The following is an 18235-nucleotide window of genomic DNA, read 5'->3' as shown; positions in this document are numbered from 1 at the left end:
CGACTCGCCCGGCGCCGGGATACAGCGAGCGCACGCCACTCCCGTTCAGCTCGGCTTGACACGTACAAACCTGCTGTTGACAATAGTTCGCACAGGTGCCGTCCGTCCGCGACGTTGGAAAAATCCCATGGCACTGCTCATTCGACCAGAAGAACTGCCGCGCTTTGTACCGGGTGAGTTGCTGCGCTGCAGTGCCGGTCAAGGCTGGAAGGGCGTTGAGCTGCGGACCTACCGCTATAGCGGTCTCGACGTCCCAGTGCCCGCGATGGCCGATTTCATGATCGTCTCCTATAAGCGCGGCAGCACCATGATGGAGCGGCGTTTCGAGGGGCGCTGGACCCGGACCGAGTGTCATCCGGGCGATGTTTCGCTATTGACCCGCTCGCAGGCTTCGCACTGGCATTGGACCGAGCAGATCGACGTCTCGCATGTCTATCTTTCGGACGCTGTGGTCTCCCGCGTGGCTGCCGACGTCCTCGAACGGCCGATCGCCGCGGTGCGGCTGCACGACATCTTGCGCACGCAAAGTCCGATCGTGACCGAAACCGTCGAGGCGATATCTCGCGAAGCCGGCGGGAACGGCATCGGCGGCGCGTTGTACGTCGACGCGTTGAGCACACAGCTCGTCGTCAATCTGCTTCGCAACTTTGCATCCGTTCAGTTTGTCGACAAGTCCGGAAGGGGCGAACTGCCTCCGGCAATACGCAAACGCGTTGTCGAGTACATCGAAGCCCGGATCGATCAGGCGCTCTCGCTTGAAGAACTCGCCGAAGTCGCCTCCATGGGCGTCTGGACTTTCGGGAAGCGCTTTCGCGCTTCGTTTCGGACCAGCCCCCACCAGTACGTCCTCGACCGCAGGCTCGAAAAAGCGCTGCAAATGCTTGCTCTTGGTCGTTTGCCGGTGAAGGCGATCGCGGCGGAATGCGGCTTCGCGGATCAGGCCCATCTGACGCGCATCATGCGCGCGCGCTTGGGTCGGACACCGGCCGCCATCAGGGACGATGGCTCTCGCTAGCGCTTCTTCACCTGATCCTTCAACACGCTCACTGGTTCATTCAAGACGGCGCTGCACGTCGCTTCTAACGTTCCTCCCACGGCCGAATGGCCATTCGGTCGCTCAAGCGGCCGCTACAAAAGAGGGGAAACGTTTTGGGCACCTTGTTGGAGCCGACACACACGTCGCGTGCGGATGCACCGACAACACGGTTGGATGCGCTGGTCATCGGCGCCGGGATCGCCGGTCTCTATCAGCTGTATCGCCTGCGCGAAATGGGACTGAACGTCCGCGCCTATGATACGGCATCTGGGGTGGGGGGCACCTGGTACTGGAATCGCTATCCGGGTGCGCGCTTCGACTCCCAGGTCGAGGTCTACCAGTATTGGTTCTCCGAAGAGCTGTACAAGGCCTGGAAGCCGAGCGAGCGATTTCCCGCGCAGCCGGAGACCGAGCGCTGGCTCAACTTCGTCGCGGATCACCTCGACCTGAAGAAGGACATTCAATTCAACAGCCGCATCGCCTCGGCCCACTATCGCGAAAAGGACGGCCGCTGGACGGTCACGACGGACGCCGGCGAGAAGATCGACACGCAATACGTCCTCGCCTGTTGCGGCATGCTGTCGGCCCCGCTCGTCGACCGCTTTCCCGGCCAGTCGACGTTCCGAGGCGAGATCCACCATACCGGACGATGGCCGAAGACCGGCGTCGATCTCAAAGGCAAGCGCGTCGCGGTGGTCGGCACCGGGGCGACCGGCATCCAGGTCATCCAGACCATCGCTCCCGACGTCGCCGAAATGAAGATCTTCGTCCGCACGCCGCAATACGTGGTGCCGATGAAAAATCCGCAATACAGCCAGGCCGAATGGGACCGATGGGCGAGCCAGTTCCACGACCTGAAGAAGCGCGTCCGTTCGACCTTCGCCGGCTTCCATTACGATTTCGAGAACCGTCCCTGGGCGGAGCTGACGCCCGGAGAGCGCACGGAAGTGCTGGAAAAGTTCTGGAACGAAGGCTCGCTGTCGATGTGGCTGGCGACCTTCCCGGAAATGTTCTTCGACGAATCGGTCAGCGCCGTCGTGTCCGACTTCGTGCGCGGCAAGATGCGCGAGCGCCTGCGCAACGATCCGAAACTGTGCAGCCTCCTGATCCCGTCCGATTATGGCTTCGGCACGCACCGCGTGCCGCTCGAGAACGGGTATCTTGAAGTCTATCTGCAGGACAATGTCGAAGCGATCGACTGCCTGACAACCCCGATAGAGCGCATCGTGCCCGACGGCATCCAGACCTCCGACGGCAAGGTTCACGAGGTCGACGTCATTATCCTCGCTGTCGGCTTCGACGCCGGGTCCGGTGCGCTGAGCCGGATCGACTTCCGCGGCCGCGACGGTCGTTCGCTGAAAGAACAATGGAAGCAGGAGATCCGCACCGCAATGGGCCTGCAGGTCCATGGCTATCCGAATCTGTTCACGACCGGCGCGCCACTCGCACCTTCGGCCGCGCTCTGCAACATGACCACCTGTCTGCAGCAGCAAGTCGACTGGATCACCGACTGCATCGGCTACGCGCGGACGCAAGGCAAGCGAACGATCGAGGCCACGCGGGAGTTCGAGGATACCTGGGTGAAGCACCATGACGACACCGCTGCGGCGACGCTCGTGGTCAAAACCGACTCTTGGTACATGGGCTCCAACGTCGACGGCAAGCCGCGCCGGCTGTTGTCCTATATCGGCGGCGTCGGCAACTACAACAGACAATGCGACGAACTCGCCGCCAGCGGCTATCCCGGTCTCGCGATGAACTGACTCTGGTCCGAAGGAAAATTCAGATGAGCAACAATCCCTATTACGGGCCTGAAGGTCACGGCCCCTACGAGATGATCGACATCGGCGACCTGGCGCTCGAGGATGGCGGCACCATTCCCGGCTGCAAGCTGGCCGTCGCCACACACGGCGCGCTCAACGCGGCGAAGGACAACGCCATTCTCGTCCCCACCTGGTATTCGGGCACGAGCAAGATCATGGAGCAGGTCTATATCGGCACGGGCCGGGCGCTCGATCCCACGAAATACTTCATCATCGTGGTCAACCAAATCGGCAGTGGATTGTCGACATCGCCGCACAACGCTAGTAGCGCGATGGCCGGACCGAATTTCCCAAAGGTCCGCATCGGCGACGACGTTCGCGCCCAGCATCGGCTGTTGACCGAACATTTCGGGCTCAGGAGCCTGGCGCTCGTGGTCGGGGGCTCGATGGGCGCGCAACAGACCTACGAATGGGCCGTGCGCTATCCGGATTTCGTCAAACGCGCGGCGCCGATCGCCGGAACGGCGAGGAATACCGAGCACGACTTCCTCTTCGCGGAGACGCTGAATGAGGCAATCACGACCGATCCGGGCTTCCGCGAAGGACGCTACGGCTCGCCGGCCGATGTCGCCGCGGGCCTCAAGCGACAGGCCAAGCTCTGGACCGTGATGGGTTGGAGCACCGACTTCTTCCGCGCCAACAGGCACAAGGCGCTGGGTTTCGAAACCGTGCAGGCCTTTGTCGACACCTTCATGACCGGTTACTTCGCGCCGATGGACCCGAATAACCTTCTGTCCATGGCGTGGAAGTGGCAGCGCGGCGACGTCAGCCGCAACGCCGATGGCGACCTTGCTGCCGCTCTCGGGCGTATCAAGGCGAAGACATTCGTGATGCCGATCAGTCACGACATGTTCTTCCCGCCGGCCGATTGCGAGGTCGAGCAACGGCTCATTCCGGGGAGCGAGTTTCGCCCGCTGGCCAGCATCGACGGGCACCTGGGTCTGTTCGGCACCGATCCGCAGATGCTCGCACAGCTCGACGCTAATCTTTCCGAGTTGCTCGCCACACGGGTCAACTGAACCAGCTAAGGCGCGACGATGGCTCAATCGGAATTCGTCGCGCCTCAATCAGGTTTCTGACCGCCGATGCTCGATCGATGTCTATCCGGCGTTCTAGCCGTCGAGACGAAAGCGTCTACCGCCGCGGCTGCGGCGGCGGAGCTGGCAAGCGTTCTCCCGGCCAGCGGGCTTGCGGCGGTGCTCGTGTTTGTTTCACCTTGTTACGATCCGCAACCGTTTGCGGCCGAAATGACGGCGCGCTTCACGGGCACGCCCGTCTTCGGCTGCACGACCGCCGGCGAGATTGCGCTCAACGGATGGGATGAAAACAGCGTCGTCGCACTGGCCTTTAGCGCTGCCGACTTCGAGGTGACGGCTCACTCCATCTCCGGGCTCTCGAATTTTCGCATCGAAGACCATCGCACGATTGGCGCAGAGATTCGCCAAGGCTTCTTCCGACACGGCGGCAATGCCGATGGCGAGCGCTGTTTCGGGTTGTTGCTCATAGATGGCATGTGCCAGCGGGAAGAGGTCGTTTTGGCCGCGATTCATGCCGCGCTTGGTCCCATGCCGCTGGTCGGCGGCTCGGCCGCAGATGGTTTGCGATTTGAGCGCAGCTGGGTCTATTTCGGGGGCCGCGCCCATACCGATGCAGCGGTGCTCCTTGTGTTCAAGACGTCGTTGCCGTTCCTCATCTTTTCTTGCGACACTTGCGAACCCTGCACGGAAAAAATGGTCGTGACGGAGGCCGATCCGGATCGGCGTACTGTCAGCGAGTTGAATGCCGAGCCCGCAGCAGCCGAGTATTCACGCATGGCGGGCATCGCCGGCGGTGAACTCGACGTGACGGCGTTTGCATCCCATCCTGTGCTCGTGCGGATCGGCGATACGTATTACACACGCTCGATACGCCGCGTCGATGCGGACGGCACGTTGCATTTTGCCTCTGCCATTGACAAGGGCCTCGTGTTCACGGTGGCCACATTGCGTGACCCGGTCCATCCAACCAGCGATCTTTTCGCGCAGATCCAGGAAGAGATCGGGGAGGTCTCCCTCTATATCGGGTTCGAGTCCGTTCAGAGGCGTATGGGTGTCGAGCACCAATGCGACCGCGACATGTCGGAACTATACAGGGCCCATCGTGTGTTTGGGTGCAATACCTATGGTGAGCTGTATGGTCCGATGCACATCAACGGAACGCTCACCGGTGTGGCGATCGGCTCGACCCGTGCGACGTAGGTGCGCTACTGCACATCCATCTGCAAGCCTTCCTTCTCGATGATGCCGGCGAATTTCTTCGTCTCGGCCTCGACGAACTCGGCGAATTGCTGCGGCGTGCCGTAGTCGGCGCGGGCGCCCATGGCGGCAATCTGCTTCTTGATGACGTCGCGCTCCAGCATCGCCTTGACCTGGAGGTTGAGTGCCTCGAGCACGGGGGCGGGGACGCCCTTCGGCAGAAACACCGAGAACCAGGACGACACGTCGAAATTCGCAAGCTCCGACGCGCTCTCGCGCATCGTCGGCAGGTTCGGTGCGAGCTCGCTGCGCTCGGTGGTGGTGACGCAAAGGCCGTTGAGCGTGCCGTTCTGCACCTGCGGCAGGCTCGGATAGAGATTGTCGAACAGGATCTGGATGTCGCCGGCGAGCGCGGCCTGGAGCGCGGGGCCGGCGCCGCGGAACGGGATATGCGTCATCTTCAGCCCCGTGAGCTGGAGGAACCAGGCGCCGGTGAGGTGCGGGCTCTGGCCGACGCCTGATGAGGCGTAGCTCAACTTGTCCGGATTGGCTTTCAGATAGGCGATCAGCTCGGCGACCGACTTGATGCCGGTCTTCGGATGCGCGGACACAATGTTCGGGATCCGGATCATGTTGGTCACAGGCTGGAGCTGGTCCGGCTTGTAGGTGAGGTTCTTGAAGATGCTGTAGGCGATCGCGTTCGGCCCGGGATTGCCGATCAGGATGGTGTGGCCATCGGCCTTGGAGCGAACAACTTCGGCGGTGCCGATCGTGCCGCCGCCGCCCGAACGATTCTCCACGACCGCTGTCTGGCCCCAGGCGGACTGGAGATGGGCGGCGAGCAGCCGGCCCATCACGTCGGTTGAGCCGCCAGCCGCGGCCGGCACGATGATGCGAATGTTCTCGGTCGGCTTCCAGTCCGCAAGGCTCGATCGTGGCAGGATGGCTGCAGCCGACAGACCAGCGGCCCCGGCGAGCAGGCGACGGCGGGACAGCAGCTTGCTCTGAAGTCTCTTGGACACGAATCCACTCCCTGCTTTATTTTGCAGAGAGCGTAGGGAACCGAGCGTGCAACGGCAAGTCGCACACGCCCGCAAGTGTTGCGCGAAGAGCGGCACGACGCCGCAGGCTGAAGACTCAGTTAAAGCTGAGCAGCTTGAACAGCGGCGTGAGGTAGCTCATCTCCTGACCCGACGTCGGCGTGGTGCGGCTGATCGAGTCGAAGATCTTGCCGTCCTGGAGGCCGTAATTCGCAAGCCGGCGCACGCGCCGGTTCTTGTCGAAATAGACCGCGATCACGCGCTGGTCGACCACCTTCTGGTTCATGAAGGCGACGGGGCGCTCCGAGCGCTGCGAGATGTAGTAGAACACCTCGCCGTCCAGCGTCGCGACGGTGGAGGGCGTGCCCATCACGATCAGCACCTGATCCTGGCTTGCGCCGATCGGAATCTGCTCGAGCGCGCCGGGCGGCAGGATATAGCCCTTCTGGAATTGCTCGCCGGTGCAGCCGGCAAGCGCAGCCCCGACCAGGGTCACGGCTGCGAGCATGCGCAAGCCGCGCCAGCGTGCATGAAGGCCGCGCCGCCGAGTTGCGCGGGGGCTGGTCTGGTTCGTTATCGTCATAGCGGAACTGATTCCGTCCCCTTGCGTCGCGCGAGGCGCTGAAGTACCGGGCGGAAGCTCTGAATGCAACTCGCGCGCGCCCGCTTGCGGAAACCACAATGCTTTGGCCGTTCAATCACTTCAGGAAACCCCGGCTAGCCCCGGCCGGCACCATTGAAGCCATCTATGGCATGATCGTGACGCAGGCGCGAGAACCCATATTTTACCGGGACTTGGGCGTGCCGGATACGGTTAATGGCCGTTTCGACCTGTTGCTCCTTCACCTCTGGCTGTTGTTGCGGCGTCTGCGGACGGTCGCCCAAGACGGGGTGGGGCTGTCGCAAGCCCTGTTCGACCGCTTTTGCGAGGACATGGACGATAATCTCCGCGAGATGGGCGTGGGCGACCAGAGCGTCCCGAAGCGGATGCGGGCGTTCGGCGAGGCCTTTTACGGCCGCGTCCAGGCCTACGACCAGGCCATTGATAAGGGCGGCGAGGCGCTGGCACAGGCGATCTGCAAGAATATCTTGAGTGGCGCCGGGCCGGATCACGCACAACGGCTGGCTGCCTATGCAGAAGCCGCGAATGCGCATCTCGGCCAGACCGGAGATCCGGCGCTGCTGGCCGGATCTTTCAAATTTCCTGCACCGCTCCGGGAGGCTGAGACGCCATGAATCGACCGATGACCGGCTCCCAATCCGATCCCTGGCGCTCGCCCGTCACGGTGGCGCAGATTCCCGATACCGGCCTGCATCGCGCGCTCGAAGCATCAGCGGCCGAGCGTCAGGCCATGGCCGATGTCGCGGGCTTGCGCGACATCCTGTCGGCCCGTGCCGACTTCGACATCGTGCCGAAGAGCGGCGGCCGGATCCAGGTCACCGGCCGGGTTCGGGCCCGGATCGGCCAAACCTGTGTGGTCACGCTCGATCCGATCGAGAGCGAGATCGACGAGGAGGTTGACCTGACATTTGCGCCCGAGGCCGAAACGAGGCGGCTGGAGGACCTCATCGAGGAAGGGCGCGATGACCAGGAGCCGCCGGAGGTCGCCGATCCGCCGGAGGCCATCGTCAACGGGACCATCGACCTTGGACGGATCGCGACCGATGCGCTGTTCCTGGCGATCGATCCATATCCTCGCAAGCCGGGGGCCGTGTTCGAGGCCGAGGTCGTCGCGCCCGACCCCGAGGACCATCCATTTGCGGTGCTGAAGGCGCTTCAGGACAACAAGCAGGGTAAGAAGAAGGGCAAATAGCTGGGCATTCCCCGCAAGACCGCTTTGCCAAGGCAGGCGAAGTGTTTGCGGGACCGGTTTCAGAAATTGGTTGATCTAATTGATTTTTCTATATTATTATGAATTTCTACGCTCTGCTGGCGGGTCGCCCTTAGTCCAAAAGGCTGGGGGCAAGAGGTTGTTTCGGGATAACAAAACGCTATTGTCCGCCCCGGTCCGGGTGCGGCGTGGCGCTTGGCCGGTCGCCATGTCCATGGCGAACCCATTTTGCGGCCCCGCTCTTTGACGACCGCACCAGACCAGGTTTCCGGGACTTCTATGCCAAGCAAGGTTCGCATCGCGCTGGACGCCATGGGGGGCGATGACGGCGCTGCCGTGGTCATTCCAGGCGCGGCCATCTCGCTTCGAAAGCATCGCGACACCGAATTCCTGCTGGTCGGGGACCGCGCCAAGATCGAGCCCGAGCTCGACCGGCACCCCGAGCTCAAAGCCGCTTCGAAGATCGTTCATACCGAGGTCGCCGTCAGCGGCTCGGACAAGCCGAGCCAGGCGCTCCGGCGTGGCCGCAAGACTTCCTCGATGTGGCTTGCCATCGATGCGGTGAAGAAGGGCGAGGCCGATGTCGCAGTCTCCGCCGGCAATACCGGCGCGCTGATGGCGATGGCCCGGTTCCATCTGCGCACGCTGCCGGGCATTGACCGCCCAGCCATCAGCGCGATCTGGCCCACCCGGCGCGGCGAGTCTGTCGTGCTCGATCTCGGCGCCACGATCGGTGGCGATGCACGCCACCTGGTGGCGCTTGCGATCATGGGCGCAGCCATGGTGAGCGTGGTGTTCGACAAGAAGCGCCCCACGGTCGGCCTGCTCAATATCGGGACCGAGGAAATCAAGGGACATGAGGAGATCCGCGAGGCCGGCGAAATGCTGCGCGCGATGAACCTGCCGGAACTCGAATATATCGGCTTCGTCGAAGGCGACGGCATCGGCAAGGGGATGGCCGATGTGATCGTGACCGAAGGGTACAGCGGCAACATCGCGCTCAAGGCTGCCGAGGGAACCGCGCGCCAGATGGCGGACTTACTCCGCAACGAGATTCAGCGGAGCTGGTTCTCCAAAATCGGTTATGTTTTTGCCCGCAAGGCCTTCCAGGCCCTGCGCGACAAGATGGACCCCAACAAATCCAATGGCGGCGTGTTGCTGGGGCTCAACGGACTGGTGGTCAAGAGCCATGGCGGGATCAACGCCGAAGGCTTTGCCTATGCGATCGATGTTGGCTATGAGATGGCTCACTACGATCTCCTGAACAAGATCAATCAGATGCTCAACCGCGAGGGTGGTGCACTTAGTTCCGTGCAGACCGCGCCGGAGGATGTTTCGTGACTCAAATTCGTTCGGTCGTGCTCGGCTGCGGCTCTTACTTGCCGGAGCAGGTGGTGACCAACGCCCAATTGGCGGCGCGTATCGACACGTCCGACGAGTGGATCGTGCAGCGAACCGGAATTCGCGAACGGCACATTGCGGCCGAGGGCGAATTCACCTCGCATCTCGCGATCAAGGCGGCGCAGGCCGCGCTCTCGGACGCCGGCGTGGACGCGCAGTCCATCGAACTGATCGTGCTTGCGACCTCGACGCCCGACAACACGTTTCCGGCGACCGCGGTTGCCGTGCAGCACGCGCTCGGCATCAACCACGGCGCGGCATTCGATCTCCAGGCGGTGTGCTCGGGCTTCGTGTTCGCGCTCGCGACCGCTGACAATTTCCTGCGCACCGGCGCCTACAAGCGCGCGCTGGTGATCGGCGCCGAGACCTTCTCGCGCATCCTCGACTGGAACGACCGCGGCACCTGCGTGCTGTTCGGTGACGGCGCGGGCGCGGTGGTGCTGGAGGCGCAGGCGCAGCCGGGGAATGCCGCGACCGACCGCGGCGTCGTGACCACGCATCTGCGCTCCGACGGTCGCCACAAGGCGAAACTGTTCGTCGACGGCGGGCCGTCCTCGACGCAAACCGTCGGCCATCTGCGCATGGAGGGCCGCGAGGTCTTCAAGCATGCGGTCGGCATGATCACCGACGTCATTGTCGACGCCTTCCAGGCGACCGGGCTCAATGCCGACAGCATCGACTGGTTCGTGCCGCACCAGGCCAACAAGCGAATCATCGACGCATCCGCCCACAAGCTGCACATCGCGCCGGAGAAGGTTGTGCTGACGGTCGACCGTCACGGCAACACCTCGGCGGCCTCGATCCCGCTGGCGCTGGCAGTGGCGCGCAAGGACGGCCGGATCAAGCGCGGCGACATGGTTTTGCTGGAAGCCATGGGCGGCGGCTTCACCTGGGGCTCCGCGCTGGTGCGCTGGTAAAGCCACATCCGATAAAATTTTGCCGGATTCAGCCGCTGATATCGATGCGTCTGCATTGATGAGCGCTGTTGACCGCCGTATCGTAACCTCATAATTTCAGACAACAATTGTTCGCCGTGATGTGGGGCAGGGCGATGACCGAGACCAGCAAAACCGTAACGCGAGTTGATCTGTGCGAAGCCGTCTACCAAAAGGTGGGCCTGTCGCGCACGGAATCGTCCGCCTTCGTGGAACTCGTGCTCAAGGAGATCACCGACTGCCTGGAGAAGGGCGAGACGGTGAAGCTGTCCTCGTTCGGGTCCTTCATGGTCCGGAAGAAGGGCCAGCGCATCGGCCGCAATCCGAAGACCGGCACCGAAGTGCCGATTTCGCCGCGTCGGGTGATGGTTTTCAAGCCGTCGGCGATCCTGAAGCAGCGGATCAACGCCCAGCACCGCACCAACGGCGACGCCACCAAGGCTCCACAAGAGGCGTAAGTCGCGCCTACGCGAAGGATTTGGCATTTGGACAAGGCGCCGGATGCGTTCCGAACCATCAGCGAAGTAGCGCAGGAGCTCGACATCCCGCAGCACGTGCTGCGGTTCTGGGAGACCCGTTTCTCCCAGATCAAGCCGATGAAGCGCAGCGGCGGCCGCCGCTATTACCGGCCCGACGACGTTGACCTGCTCAAGGGCATCCGCAGGCTGCTCTACGGGGAGGGCTACACGATCCGCGGGGTGCAGCGGATCCTGAAGGAGCACGGCGTCAAATCGGTTCAGGGCCTGGCCGACAGCGCGGCCGCGGTCTCGTTCGGTGCGATCGAGGACGCCATCGGGGCGAGCCTGATGGAGCCCGACGACGAAGCCCCGATCAAGGGTATCGCCGATACCGACGATGACGACTACCAGGGCGATGAAGAAGAGGGCATCGACTTCCGCTTCACGGAGGTCGACGACGAGGAGATCCTCACCACGTTCCGCAAGGGCGGCGCTGCCGCCGCACCGGCCGGACCCAGCGCGCTGGACCGGGAACGGCTCGGGCGGGCGCTCGCCGACCTCGTCGCCTGCCGGGAGATGCTGGATCAGGCGCTGAAGGACGGCTAGGGCCGGATTCGGGCCCGGCCTTGCCGATAGTTCCGAAGGCGATCGGCTCCAAGTCCGTCGACGAGGGCCACCAAAATGGTGCGGCTCGCCTTGCGCATCGCGCCGATCCTAGCTAATGGAACGACGTTCGGAGCGTGGCGCAGCCCGGTTAGCGCACTAGTCTGGGAGACTAGGGGTCGGAGGTTCAAATCCTCTCGCTCCGACCATTTTTTAGAACAAAATCAATGGGATGGACTTGGAGGCTGGGGTGGCGCGCAGACAGTCTCGGGTCATGTAGGCACCATGTCGGCACCGCATGAACCAGCTCCAATTCTTCCACCGCCGAGCAGTCATCCAGTACCCACCCGCCGACCAGAGCGCGGACAGTCTCGGTAGCGTCGAAGCCGATGACGGGTTTCGGTACTATGTGAAGGGCGATGCGCACGGCCGGCCGGTGCGCGCGAGCGAGTGGATTTCGACGCACATCGCGGAGGCTGTCGGTGTCACTTCGCCGGGCGCGGTGACAATGGAAATGCTCTCCGGAGAAGTGGTGTTCGGATCGCGGCGCGTTCCTGGTGTCGCCAGCCGGATCGAAACGCAGGCGTTTCTGACCTCGCCCAGCATAGGAAATATCGGACAGACCCTGCCGGGGCTCGGCTCACTGCTTTCGAAGATCTATGCCCTTGACTTGGTGCTGTTCAACGACGACCGACACCTCGACAACTACCTTTCCGTCAACGACAACGGCGTTCGGCGGCTCTACACCTTCGATTTCAGCCGCGCGCTCTTCTGGCACTGGCCCTGGAACGGCTACCCTCCACCGGCTTGCAACACGCGATTGTGTGGTGGGCTGCTCAGACAACTTCATGGTTTCGACTTTGTAGCTGCGAATTCCGTGCTCGATGCTCTGGCAGCGCTCGGATCTGTGTCGGTGGAAGGGATAATCAACCAGATGCCGGCAGACTGGCTGTCGGCGACGCTTAGAGCGGAATTTATGGACGTTTGGACGACCGGTGTGCGACGTTCGCGGATAGATGGTGTTCGGAAGGGATTGAGTGATGGCTCCCTCCTATAAATTCTCGGTAGTTCAACTAGCGACCGAAGAGGATCGCGGTGAGCGGCTGAACGTAGGTCTGGTCGTTTTCAATGACGATCGTCTTGACGTTCGGGTGGGCAAGCGACTTGAGAAGGTGCGGGCCATCTCGGGGGCGGTGGAGCCGGATGACGTGCGCCGCGCGTTGGATGGTATGTCCACCCTGGACGGGAAGCTCAGAGACACCGGAGCGGAATTAAGCGAGCGGCTCAAATTTTTGTCGAAGCTTGGACCGCTGACCTTATCGAGGTTGGGCGTGTTCGAGGCTGAAGGCGCTTCGACCTATGAAGCTCGGGTCGCTTCAATATTGAAGACCCTGGTCGACGCGGAGCCGGCGCCGTTGCGGTCGAAGGAAAAGCGCTCGAAGCTGCTCACTCAAATGAAGCGCATCTTCCGCGACGAGAGAGTTCTGGCGAAGAGAGACGAGGATCTTTCTTCGCACCGGATCGTCCCTCGATATGAAGTCGCCGAGGGATTGACCGCGGATCTGGTCCTTAAAAATGGCGCGTATCACGTTGTAGAGACGGTGGACGCCTCAGGAGACGAGAGCACGTTCCGCAAGGCCGTCTCTGAGATCGGCGTTGCTGCGCTCGTTCTTGAGCGTGCTCGCATGAAATTTGGCGACGAGACCAGCGCTCGTTTGGTGTACGAAGCTTCGGCTGACCTTGAGCGACTAGCTATGCCCTCCTTAGAGGCGGCCGCCCATCAGGGTGCAACCCTCGTAAACTGGGCGAGCGCACAGGACCGAAGCAAATTTGTGCAGCATCTCTCCTCCCTTGCAACACCAGTCGAGCAAAAGAGTAAGCGAGCAGAGAGATCACGCCGGACCGGGCCGACCTTCATCTAGGTCACGGACATTTCAAAACACGCTCGCGAGCTGGTCGAGCAGCTCTTCCCACTCGCCGGGCTCATACGTCAAGAGCTGGAAGTCGCCGGCCTTTGACCAACGGATGTTGAGCACCTTGTGACCGAGGTGCCGAATTTGGATGCGCGAGAACTCATCGAGCCGCATCGGTCTAAATGGCGTCAGGAGCGAACCGGATAACCCTCGCTCCGCGAATTCGCGAAACTGCTTCTGCTCGCCTTCGACGGTCATGTTGCCGACGAGCTCCTCGAACCTCAGCACATCGAACGCCAGCCGTCCGAGCTCTTTGGCTCGCTTCAATCTTGCTTGGCGGTCGCTCGCTCTCATGGGCTGCTCTCTCGGCAGGGAGGCGGCGGCTCAGCGCCGCCGCCTCGGGCCTGATCTCCTTTTGGCCTCTCGCTCAGTTCGAGCCGTACTTGCGCTTGAGCTGTCCGTCGCCCGCTGGAATGACAAACTTCCAAGCGGACGGCAGATCCGCGCTGCATTCCTCGAGGAAGATGAGCGCATTGCGGAGCAGCCGCAACACCCGCCGTTCAGCGGCCAAACGGATGTGCGGAGCATCGCCCCCGCGAGCAATTACATCCAGCTCAGATACCGCGCACGCAATCTGGAAGGTCGCGCCGGTGATGCTCTGCGGGGTTAGATGATCGGCCGCGAGGACCATATGGCCGAGCTTCTGGTAATTGGCATCGCTCTCGCTTTCGAGCCACTGCTTCGCGACGAGATCGTATTTTTGAGCAAGGGTCAGAACGGGGCAGGTCTGCTGCTGCATGTCGTTTCTCCTCTCGCGCTGATGCGCTGTTTGATCACGAGAGAAGCGTGACGGCGTTGCCTGTAGTTGCCAAGCGTAGAGTTGTGGGCGGAGCAATCCTACAATCTGTAGTCAAATCGTAGCGAAAATCGAAAATCGCCTTTGATATCACTCGCGAGCGAGCAATCTACGAAACGTAGTCGAGTAACTACGCTTTGTGTTCAGCGGAGATTAACGGTTGAGAGCCGCTGACGCGGAGCGGCGATCACGCTGCTCGCTTGGTCTGCTCGTCAATGAGCGCGAGCAGCTCGGCCGGCGCGGTGCGCAGCGACAGCGCGCCCTTCCATCGAACGAACGGGAGCGGTCTCGGATTGGCGAGCACGAACGCGAAGTGATCCCGCGCGTACCAGCGGCTCGCGTGCGGCCGGACGCAATCAACAATGTCAACCATGCCTATGACGCCGCCGAGCTGCTGCTCGCCCTCCAGCCGCACGCCGAAGCGTCGCTCGATCTCGTCTGGCCGGATCGCATCCGGGCGCTGGCTCGCGTGGACCAGGAGCGGACCGCGGTAGGCGGTCGCCCAGGAGCGGTTCTCGACGTCTTTGAGCAGCGTGCCGCCGGTCTGGACGTCGGTCCCGCCGGTGATGATTAGGCATGCCCAAGGCTGGCGTATTGAGATTATCTTCATGCCCCGATCAGACTATCGGCTGACCTCGCAAAGCCAACGGAAAAGCCACCGTTCCAACAGCTAAACCAACAACTTTGGAGCGCACCAGCCATCCGGAACTCGCTCTGCTGAGGATATCATCGGGCGAGCTACTACTCCGGCCGTCAGCGTTAGACAGGTGTGGGGCACCTGGAAACGGAGCAGCTCGCGGGATCGCTCGATGCACTCCCGAGAGATTGCCAAGCGCTCTATTAGATCGGACGCTTTCTGCAGGGAGCAGCTTGGCGTATTCGCCCTTTCACAGAGCGCCAGGGCGAGTTCCAGATGCACGCTGTACGACATGGTGCTTCCCTCGGAGATTTTAACGTAAGTTGAGCTTTTTGGTTCCATCCTATCGCGAGATGGCGTTCGCTCGCGCCAGCGCTTCAAGCAGCGCGGCCTTCTTCGCCTCCAAGAACTCAGCATAACGAAGCGACGGATCGACCGCCCGCGCGGATTTGAAAGAATGGTTCAGCTCCCGCAGTTCACCCTTTGCCTTCATCGCCGCCAGCCGAGCATTCACCTCCGCGACCGCTGCACGGCCTCGGCCGATCGCAATGGAGTGCGGCGTAATGCCAACGCCGCCCTCGTCGGCGAGCTCCTCAAGGCGCGCAGCGATCGCAGCCTGCCTCGGCGCGCTGACGTGCTCATTATCCTCTTTCCAGAGTTGCAAACGGTAGGCGAGGACAAAATTCGCACCGCGCGGGCAGCAGTACGCCACGCGGCCTTCCTCGAGGTGGAGGCGCGCCGCATCCTGCGAGCCGATCAGGCCGTCGCGGTCGATCCAGACCGCGGCGACGCCGGCCGCCTTGAGGTAGTATTCCGCGAGGAGATCGTCCCGATTTGCGCCCATGCCCGTGAGCACAGGCAAGCCATGATTTGGAGGCGTATTGTCAAGCCACTCGCGGCGTTGCGCATCAGTTCAGCTTGCGCCGGAGCTTCCTGATGATCTCGCGAAGATCATCGGCGTACTCCTGGACGATGCGGCGCGCCTTATCCAAGCGGGAGGGCTCGGGCGAGGGCGGCTCATTTAACCGATCTGATTTGTCCGGCTGGTTCATGGTCCGACGATCCGCTCAGAGCGACAGGGGACTATTGACCTGGATCAAACGTCACTCATCGGAGGCGCCGATGGCTGTTCGCAAGCCGCTCGACGTTGTCGAGCAGCCCGGCGAAGATCTCCTCCGCCACGAGGTCGGGCAGCTCGCCGGGCGCGCTGCCCGTCAGGCCGTCGAGGATAGACGTGGTGCCCTCCCGCAGGAGCGCCAATATTCGCCGCTGGCTCTCCAACGGCACCGTGCCTAGGACCAGTCCACACAGTGCGACGAGCACGGCGTGGGCGACCGGGTTGAGCCGCTCTAGTGCGGCTACGCGGTGCTCCAGCTCGCTCGGGGGCAGGGCGGTCATGGTAGCGGCATCCCCGTGTTGAGACCCGTCGCCGGCGCATTCGCGTCGGGACTGCTTTTGCCCGTAGAGCCGGGACCGTTGGAGCTGAGCGAGCCCACGACGGAGATCGCCTTCTTCATCTGCTCATAGATCGAGATCAGTTGATCGCCGGCCTTGACGATGAACGTGCCATCCACCGTTCCCTCGACCCTGCCGTCCACCGACACGCGCTGCTCGGCGCCTTCGAGCGGCTGTACCGGCGGCATCGCTCCGGTCTCGTTGCGAGCGCGCGGAAGCGGGACTTCTGGCTCGCCTGGCTTGCCAATGCGGGAGTAGGCCTCGCCGCGCGAGCGCTCGCGGGCGATCTCCTGCCACCGATCCATCTCCTCCTGGGAGTAGAGCGGCGGCATCGTCCGGAGGTTCTCGGATTGGTCGAGCGCGATCTGCCTGTCGAACCGCTTGAGGCGCAGCACGCGAGCGGAGGCTTCGTCCAGCCCGTATCCGGGGCTGAGCTCCTGATCCAGCTCGGTGAGCTGCGCCTTGAGAAGATCGCGGCGGTTTTGCTCGCCGATCGCTTCGTGTGGCGCAAGGAAGCCGCTCTCGCGCTGGGCGGCCATCCAGCGCCCGTATGGGCTGTCTGTCGGTAGGACCCCAGTTTCCGCGAATTTGGTGAAGCGACCGAGAATAGACGACGCTTCGTTGAGGCCATCCACCACCGGACCGAGTTTCGCCATGGCGACCCCGGCATCCTTGAGCTGGTTCATCATGCCTTCCCACACCAGCGAAGGATCCTTCTTCTGGAGCCGGTCCATGTCCTCCAGGCCGCGGGTCTGCCGGTGGCGCATCTTCTCGACCAGAGGTTCGTCGAGGAGGTTCGTCGCGATCAGGTCCGCGGCGTTGCGGGCCGAGAACGCCTTGGCTAGGAACGAGACGACCTTGCCTTTGTCGTCCTCGCTCATGTCCTCGCCGAAGTGCACGCCACGCTTTTCGAGCAGCGGCTTGATGTGCTTCTGCGTCCACTCGAAGTTGTTGGCGATGTAGCCCTCTTCATCGAGCAGCTTGCCATCATCGCCGAGAAGGCCGGCTTCCTTGAGCCGCGCCTTCGATTGCTTCGTCATGCGACCGCCCACCAATGCCGAGAGGCCGGTGGAGAGCTTGTTGCCGAAGCCGGTGGTGTGCGACGCCAGCACCGGAAAGACGTTCTCCAGATAATCTTTGGAGAGGCCATATTTCGAGCTGCTCGCCGCAGCCATGTCGGCTCGGAACTGCTCGCCGGTGTAGTCGGGGTTCGCGGCTTTGGCGCGCGCGAAGGCGTTGAGACCCGAGACGAGCTGGCCGCTGGTGTTCGCCTTGCCCATGCCTTCGAGGGCACGGACAACGCCCTCCATCTCGTGCTCGTCGCCGCCGGAGAGCTTGTTGGCGATCAGCGCGCGAGCATAGGGCTCAGCAACCTCCTTCGAGCGCTCCCAACTGCCGAGACGCGCGGCGTTGCTGCGCAGGTAGTCGAGCACTTCGGTGCGCGAGATCGACGGAAACCTGGAGCTGATCGCGTCGGCGATCGCGCCGCCCTCCGAGACCTCCTGATCGCTCATGCCCATCAGGTCATAGCGGGTGAGCGCTCGACCGCGCTTGCCGTAGGCCTCCGCAGTCGAGTGGATGGCACGGCCTGCCGCATAGGTCGCGGTGCCGATGCCTGCGGCATGTAGCGCGAAGTGACCAGCACGCTTGAAGAACTTCGAGTGCGCCTTGTCGGCGTCCTCCGCCGCGGCCTTGACTTCGCGCCAATGGCCGACGGTCTTACCCTTCCACTCGTCGATGGCGCGGAAGTAGTGCGCCGCACGAACCGGGCTGGAGCGGAGCTGCTTGTCGAACGCCGCAAACTCCTTGCGGACGCCCTGCAACTCCTTCTCGCTGAGCTTGAGGCGCTCCAGCTCCTTGTAGAGATCGCCGGTGAATTTCGGGGCCTTGATGCTGTCGAGCGCCTTCGCGTTCTTCTCGATGCCCTTAAACTTCGCAGCGATCTTGTCAAAGACGTTGCCGGTGTTGTCCTTGGCCGAGATTACGGCCTTTGCCTCGATGATCTTCGACAT

Annotated in this window: 21 protein-coding genes and 1 tRNA gene; 13 read left to right on the top strand and 9 right to left on the bottom strand. The window is 62.7% G+C overall.

Annotated features, from left to right (window positions below; translation table 11 throughout):
- The first annotated feature begins 127 nt into the window (after window positions 1-127).
- From BM374_RS08895 to BM374_RS08880, 4 genes are all read left to right on the top strand, one after another.
- A complete protein-coding gene (locus tag BM374_RS08895; protein WP_092291043.1) occupies window positions 128-1015 on the top strand; it encodes an AraC family transcriptional regulator in 888 nt (295 codons plus the stop codon).
- 86 nt (window positions 1016-1101) lie between these two features.
- Window positions 1102-2799 (top strand): flavin-containing monooxygenase, encoded by a 1698-nt coding sequence (locus BM374_RS08890; RefSeq protein ID WP_092291041.1) that lies wholly within the window; start codon window positions 1102-1104, stop codon window positions 2797-2799.
- Window positions 2800-2822: 23 nt separating this feature from the next.
- Complete coding sequence (locus BM374_RS08885) at window positions 2823-3878, top strand: alpha/beta fold hydrolase (RefSeq protein WP_092291039.1); 1056 nt, start codon at window positions 2823-2825, stop codon at window positions 3876-3878.
- 66 nt (window positions 3879-3944) lie between these two features.
- Window positions 3945-5096, top strand: a complete 1152-nt coding sequence (locus BM374_RS08880) for an FIST N-terminal domain-containing protein (protein WP_092291037.1) — start codon at window positions 3945-3947, stop codon at window positions 5094-5096.
- Between the two features lie 5 nt (window positions 5097-5101).
- Here the strand turns inward: BM374_RS08880 and BM374_RS08875 are convergent, their stop codons facing one another.
- A complete protein-coding gene (locus BM374_RS08875; RefSeq protein WP_092291035.1) occupies window positions 5102-6115 on the bottom strand; it encodes a Bug family tripartite tricarboxylate transporter substrate binding protein in 1014 nt (337 codons plus the stop codon).
- Between the two features lie 115 nt (window positions 6116-6230).
- Window positions 6231-6716 (bottom strand): outer membrane protein assembly factor BamE, encoded by a 486-nt coding sequence (locus BM374_RS08870; protein WP_177248187.1) that lies wholly within the window; start codon window positions 6714-6716, stop codon window positions 6231-6233.
- A gap of 98 nt (window positions 6717-6814) precedes the next feature.
- On the opposite strand from BM374_RS08870, the gene BM374_RS08865 reads away from it, so the two are divergent.
- The 9 genes from BM374_RS08865 to BM374_RS08825 all read left to right on the top strand — a co-directional run bounded on the left by BM374_RS08865 (window position 6815) and on the right by BM374_RS08825 (window position 13284).
- On the top strand, window positions 6815-7369 hold the full coding sequence (locus tag BM374_RS08865; protein ID WP_092291033.1) for a ubiquinol-cytochrome C chaperone family protein: 555 nt from the start codon (window positions 6815-6817) through the stop codon (window positions 7367-7369).
- The gene (locus tag BM374_RS08860) at window positions 7366-7947 is read left to right on the top strand and encodes a YceD family protein (RefSeq protein WP_092291031.1); all 582 of its coding nucleotides are present in this window, start codon (window positions 7366-7368) and stop codon (window positions 7945-7947) included. The genes BM374_RS08865 and BM374_RS08860 overlap by 4 nt, the downstream gene beginning before the upstream one ends.
- Before the next feature lie 297 nt (window positions 7948-8244).
- Window positions 8245-9306: a phosphate acyltransferase PlsX gene (gene plsX / locus BM374_RS08855; RefSeq protein ID WP_092291029.1), complete on the top strand. Its 1062-nt coding sequence runs from the start codon at window positions 8245-8247 to the stop codon at window positions 9304-9306.
- Window positions 9303-10283, top strand: coding sequence for a beta-ketoacyl-ACP synthase III (locus BM374_RS08850; RefSeq protein ID WP_092291027.1), 981 nt, complete (start codon window positions 9303-9305; stop codon window positions 10281-10283). Before plsX ends, BM374_RS08850 begins: the two co-directional genes overlap by 4 nt.
- A 134-nt stretch (window positions 10284-10417) precedes the next feature.
- Complete coding sequence (locus BM374_RS08845) at window positions 10418-10759, top strand: integration host factor subunit alpha (protein WP_177248186.1); 342 nt, start codon at window positions 10418-10420, stop codon at window positions 10757-10759.
- 27 nt (window positions 10760-10786) lie between these two features.
- Window positions 10787-11365, top strand: coding sequence for a MerR family transcriptional regulator (locus BM374_RS08840; RefSeq protein WP_092291025.1), 579 nt, complete (start codon window positions 10787-10789; stop codon window positions 11363-11365).
- 128 nt (window positions 11366-11493) lie between these two features.
- Window positions 11494-11571, top strand: a tRNA-Pro gene (locus BM374_RS08835).
- Window positions 11572-11660: 89 nt separating this feature from the next.
- Window positions 11661-12419 (top strand): hypothetical protein, encoded by a 759-nt coding sequence (locus BM374_RS08830; protein ID WP_092291023.1) that lies wholly within the window; start codon window positions 11661-11663, stop codon window positions 12417-12419.
- Window positions 12403-13284 (top strand): DUF3037 domain-containing protein, encoded by an 882-nt coding sequence (locus tag BM374_RS08825; protein WP_092291021.1) that lies wholly within the window; start codon window positions 12403-12405, stop codon window positions 13282-13284. Before BM374_RS08830 ends, BM374_RS08825 begins: the two co-directional genes overlap by 17 nt.
- Window positions 13285-13296: 12 nt before the next feature.
- On the opposite strand, the gene BM374_RS08820 is transcribed toward BM374_RS08825, so the two are convergent.
- From BM374_RS08820 to BM374_RS08795, 7 genes are all read right to left on the bottom strand, one after another.
- Window positions 13297-13629, bottom strand: a complete 333-nt coding sequence (locus BM374_RS08820; RefSeq protein ID WP_143270168.1) for a hypothetical protein — start codon at window positions 13627-13629, stop codon at window positions 13297-13299.
- Window positions 13630-13702: 73 nt separating this feature from the next.
- Window positions 13703-14074, bottom strand: coding sequence for a hypothetical protein (locus tag BM374_RS08815; protein ID WP_092291017.1), 372 nt, complete (start codon window positions 14072-14074; stop codon window positions 13703-13705).
- Between the two features lie 244 nt (window positions 14075-14318).
- Window positions 14319-14741 (bottom strand): ASCH domain-containing protein, encoded by a 423-nt coding sequence (locus BM374_RS08810; RefSeq protein ID WP_092291015.1) that lies wholly within the window; start codon window positions 14739-14741, stop codon window positions 14319-14321.
- Between the two features lie 370 nt (window positions 14742-15111).
- Window positions 15112-15612: a hypothetical protein gene (locus BM374_RS08805; RefSeq protein WP_092291013.1), complete on the bottom strand. Its 501-nt coding sequence runs from the start codon at window positions 15610-15612 to the stop codon at window positions 15112-15114.
- 64 nt (window positions 15613-15676) lie between these two features.
- Window positions 15677-15820: a hypothetical protein gene (locus BM374_RS38490; protein WP_177248185.1), complete on the bottom strand. Its 144-nt coding sequence runs from the start codon at window positions 15818-15820 to the stop codon at window positions 15677-15679.
- 55 nt (window positions 15821-15875) lie between these two features.
- Window positions 15876-16166: a hypothetical protein gene (locus BM374_RS08800; RefSeq protein WP_092291011.1), complete on the bottom strand. Its 291-nt coding sequence runs from the start codon at window positions 16164-16166 to the stop codon at window positions 15876-15878.
- On the bottom strand, window positions 16163-18235 hold the full coding sequence (locus BM374_RS08795) for a hypothetical protein (protein WP_092291009.1): 2073 nt from the start codon (window positions 18233-18235) through the stop codon (window positions 16163-16165). The genes BM374_RS08800 and BM374_RS08795 overlap by 4 nt, the downstream gene beginning before the upstream one ends.

The organism is Bradyrhizobium sp. Ghvi (assembly GCF_900115265.1).
Lineage (GTDB): Bacteria > Pseudomonadota > Alphaproteobacteria > Rhizobiales > Xanthobacteraceae > Bradyrhizobium.
This window is presented reverse-complemented; position numbering and strand designations above follow the sequence as displayed.

Coding starts and splice junctions, on each gene's coding strand:
- BM374_RS08895 (WP_092291043.1), top strand. CDS start 128: ATGGCACTGCTCATTCGACCAGAAGAACTGCCGCGCTTTGTACCGGGT.
- BM374_RS08890 (WP_092291041.1), top strand. CDS start 1,102: ATGGCCATTCGGTCGCTCAAGCGGCCGCTACAAAAGAGGGGAAACGTT.
- BM374_RS08885 (WP_092291039.1), top strand. CDS start 2,823: ATGAGCAACAATCCCTATTACGGGCCTGAAGGTCACGGCCCCTACGAG.
- BM374_RS08880 (WP_092291037.1), top strand. CDS start 3,945: ATGCTCGATCGATGTCTATCCGGCGTTCTAGCCGTCGAGACGAAAGCG.
- BM374_RS08870 (WP_177248187.1), bottom strand. CDS start 6,716: ATGACGATAACGAACCAGACCAGCCCCCGCGCAACTCGGCGGCGCGGC.
- BM374_RS08865 (WP_092291033.1), top strand. CDS start 6,815: ATGCTTTGGCCGTTCAATCACTTCAGGAAACCCCGGCTAGCCCCGGCC.
- BM374_RS08860 (WP_092291031.1), top strand. CDS start 7,366: ATGAATCGACCGATGACCGGCTCCCAATCCGATCCCTGGCGCTCGCCC.
- plsX (WP_092291029.1), top strand. CDS start 8,245: ATGCCAAGCAAGGTTCGCATCGCGCTGGACGCCATGGGGGGCGATGAC.
- BM374_RS08845 (WP_177248186.1), top strand. CDS start 10,418: ATGACCGAGACCAGCAAAACCGTAACGCGAGTTGATCTGTGCGAAGCC.
- BM374_RS08830 (WP_092291023.1), top strand. CDS start 11,661: ATGAACCAGCTCCAATTCTTCCACCGCCGAGCAGTCATCCAGTACCCA.
- BM374_RS08825 (WP_092291021.1), top strand. CDS start 12,403: ATGGCTCCCTCCTATAAATTCTCGGTAGTTCAACTAGCGACCGAAGAG.
- BM374_RS08820 (WP_143270168.1), bottom strand. CDS start 13,629: ATGAGAGCGAGCGACCGCCAAGCAAGATTGAAGCGAGCCAAAGAGCTC.
- BM374_RS08815 (WP_092291017.1), bottom strand. CDS start 14,074: ATGCAGCAGCAGACCTGCCCCGTTCTGACCCTTGCTCAAAAATACGAT.
- BM374_RS08810 (WP_092291015.1), bottom strand. CDS start 14,741: ATGAAGATAATCTCAATACGCCAGCCTTGGGCATGCCTAATCATCACC.
- BM374_RS08805 (WP_092291013.1), bottom strand. CDS start 15,612: ATGGGCGCAAATCGGGACGATCTCCTCGCGGAATACTACCTCAAGGCG.
- BM374_RS38490 (WP_177248185.1), bottom strand. CDS start 15,820: ATGAACCAGCCGGACAAATCAGATCGGTTAAATGAGCCGCCCTCGCCC.
- BM374_RS08800 (WP_092291011.1), bottom strand. CDS start 16,166: ATGACCGCCCTGCCCCCGAGCGAGCTGGAGCACCGCGTAGCCGCACTA.
- BM374_RS08795 (WP_092291009.1), bottom strand. CDS start 18,235: ATGTCGAAGATCATCGAGGCAAAGGCCGTAATCTCGGCCAAGGACAAC.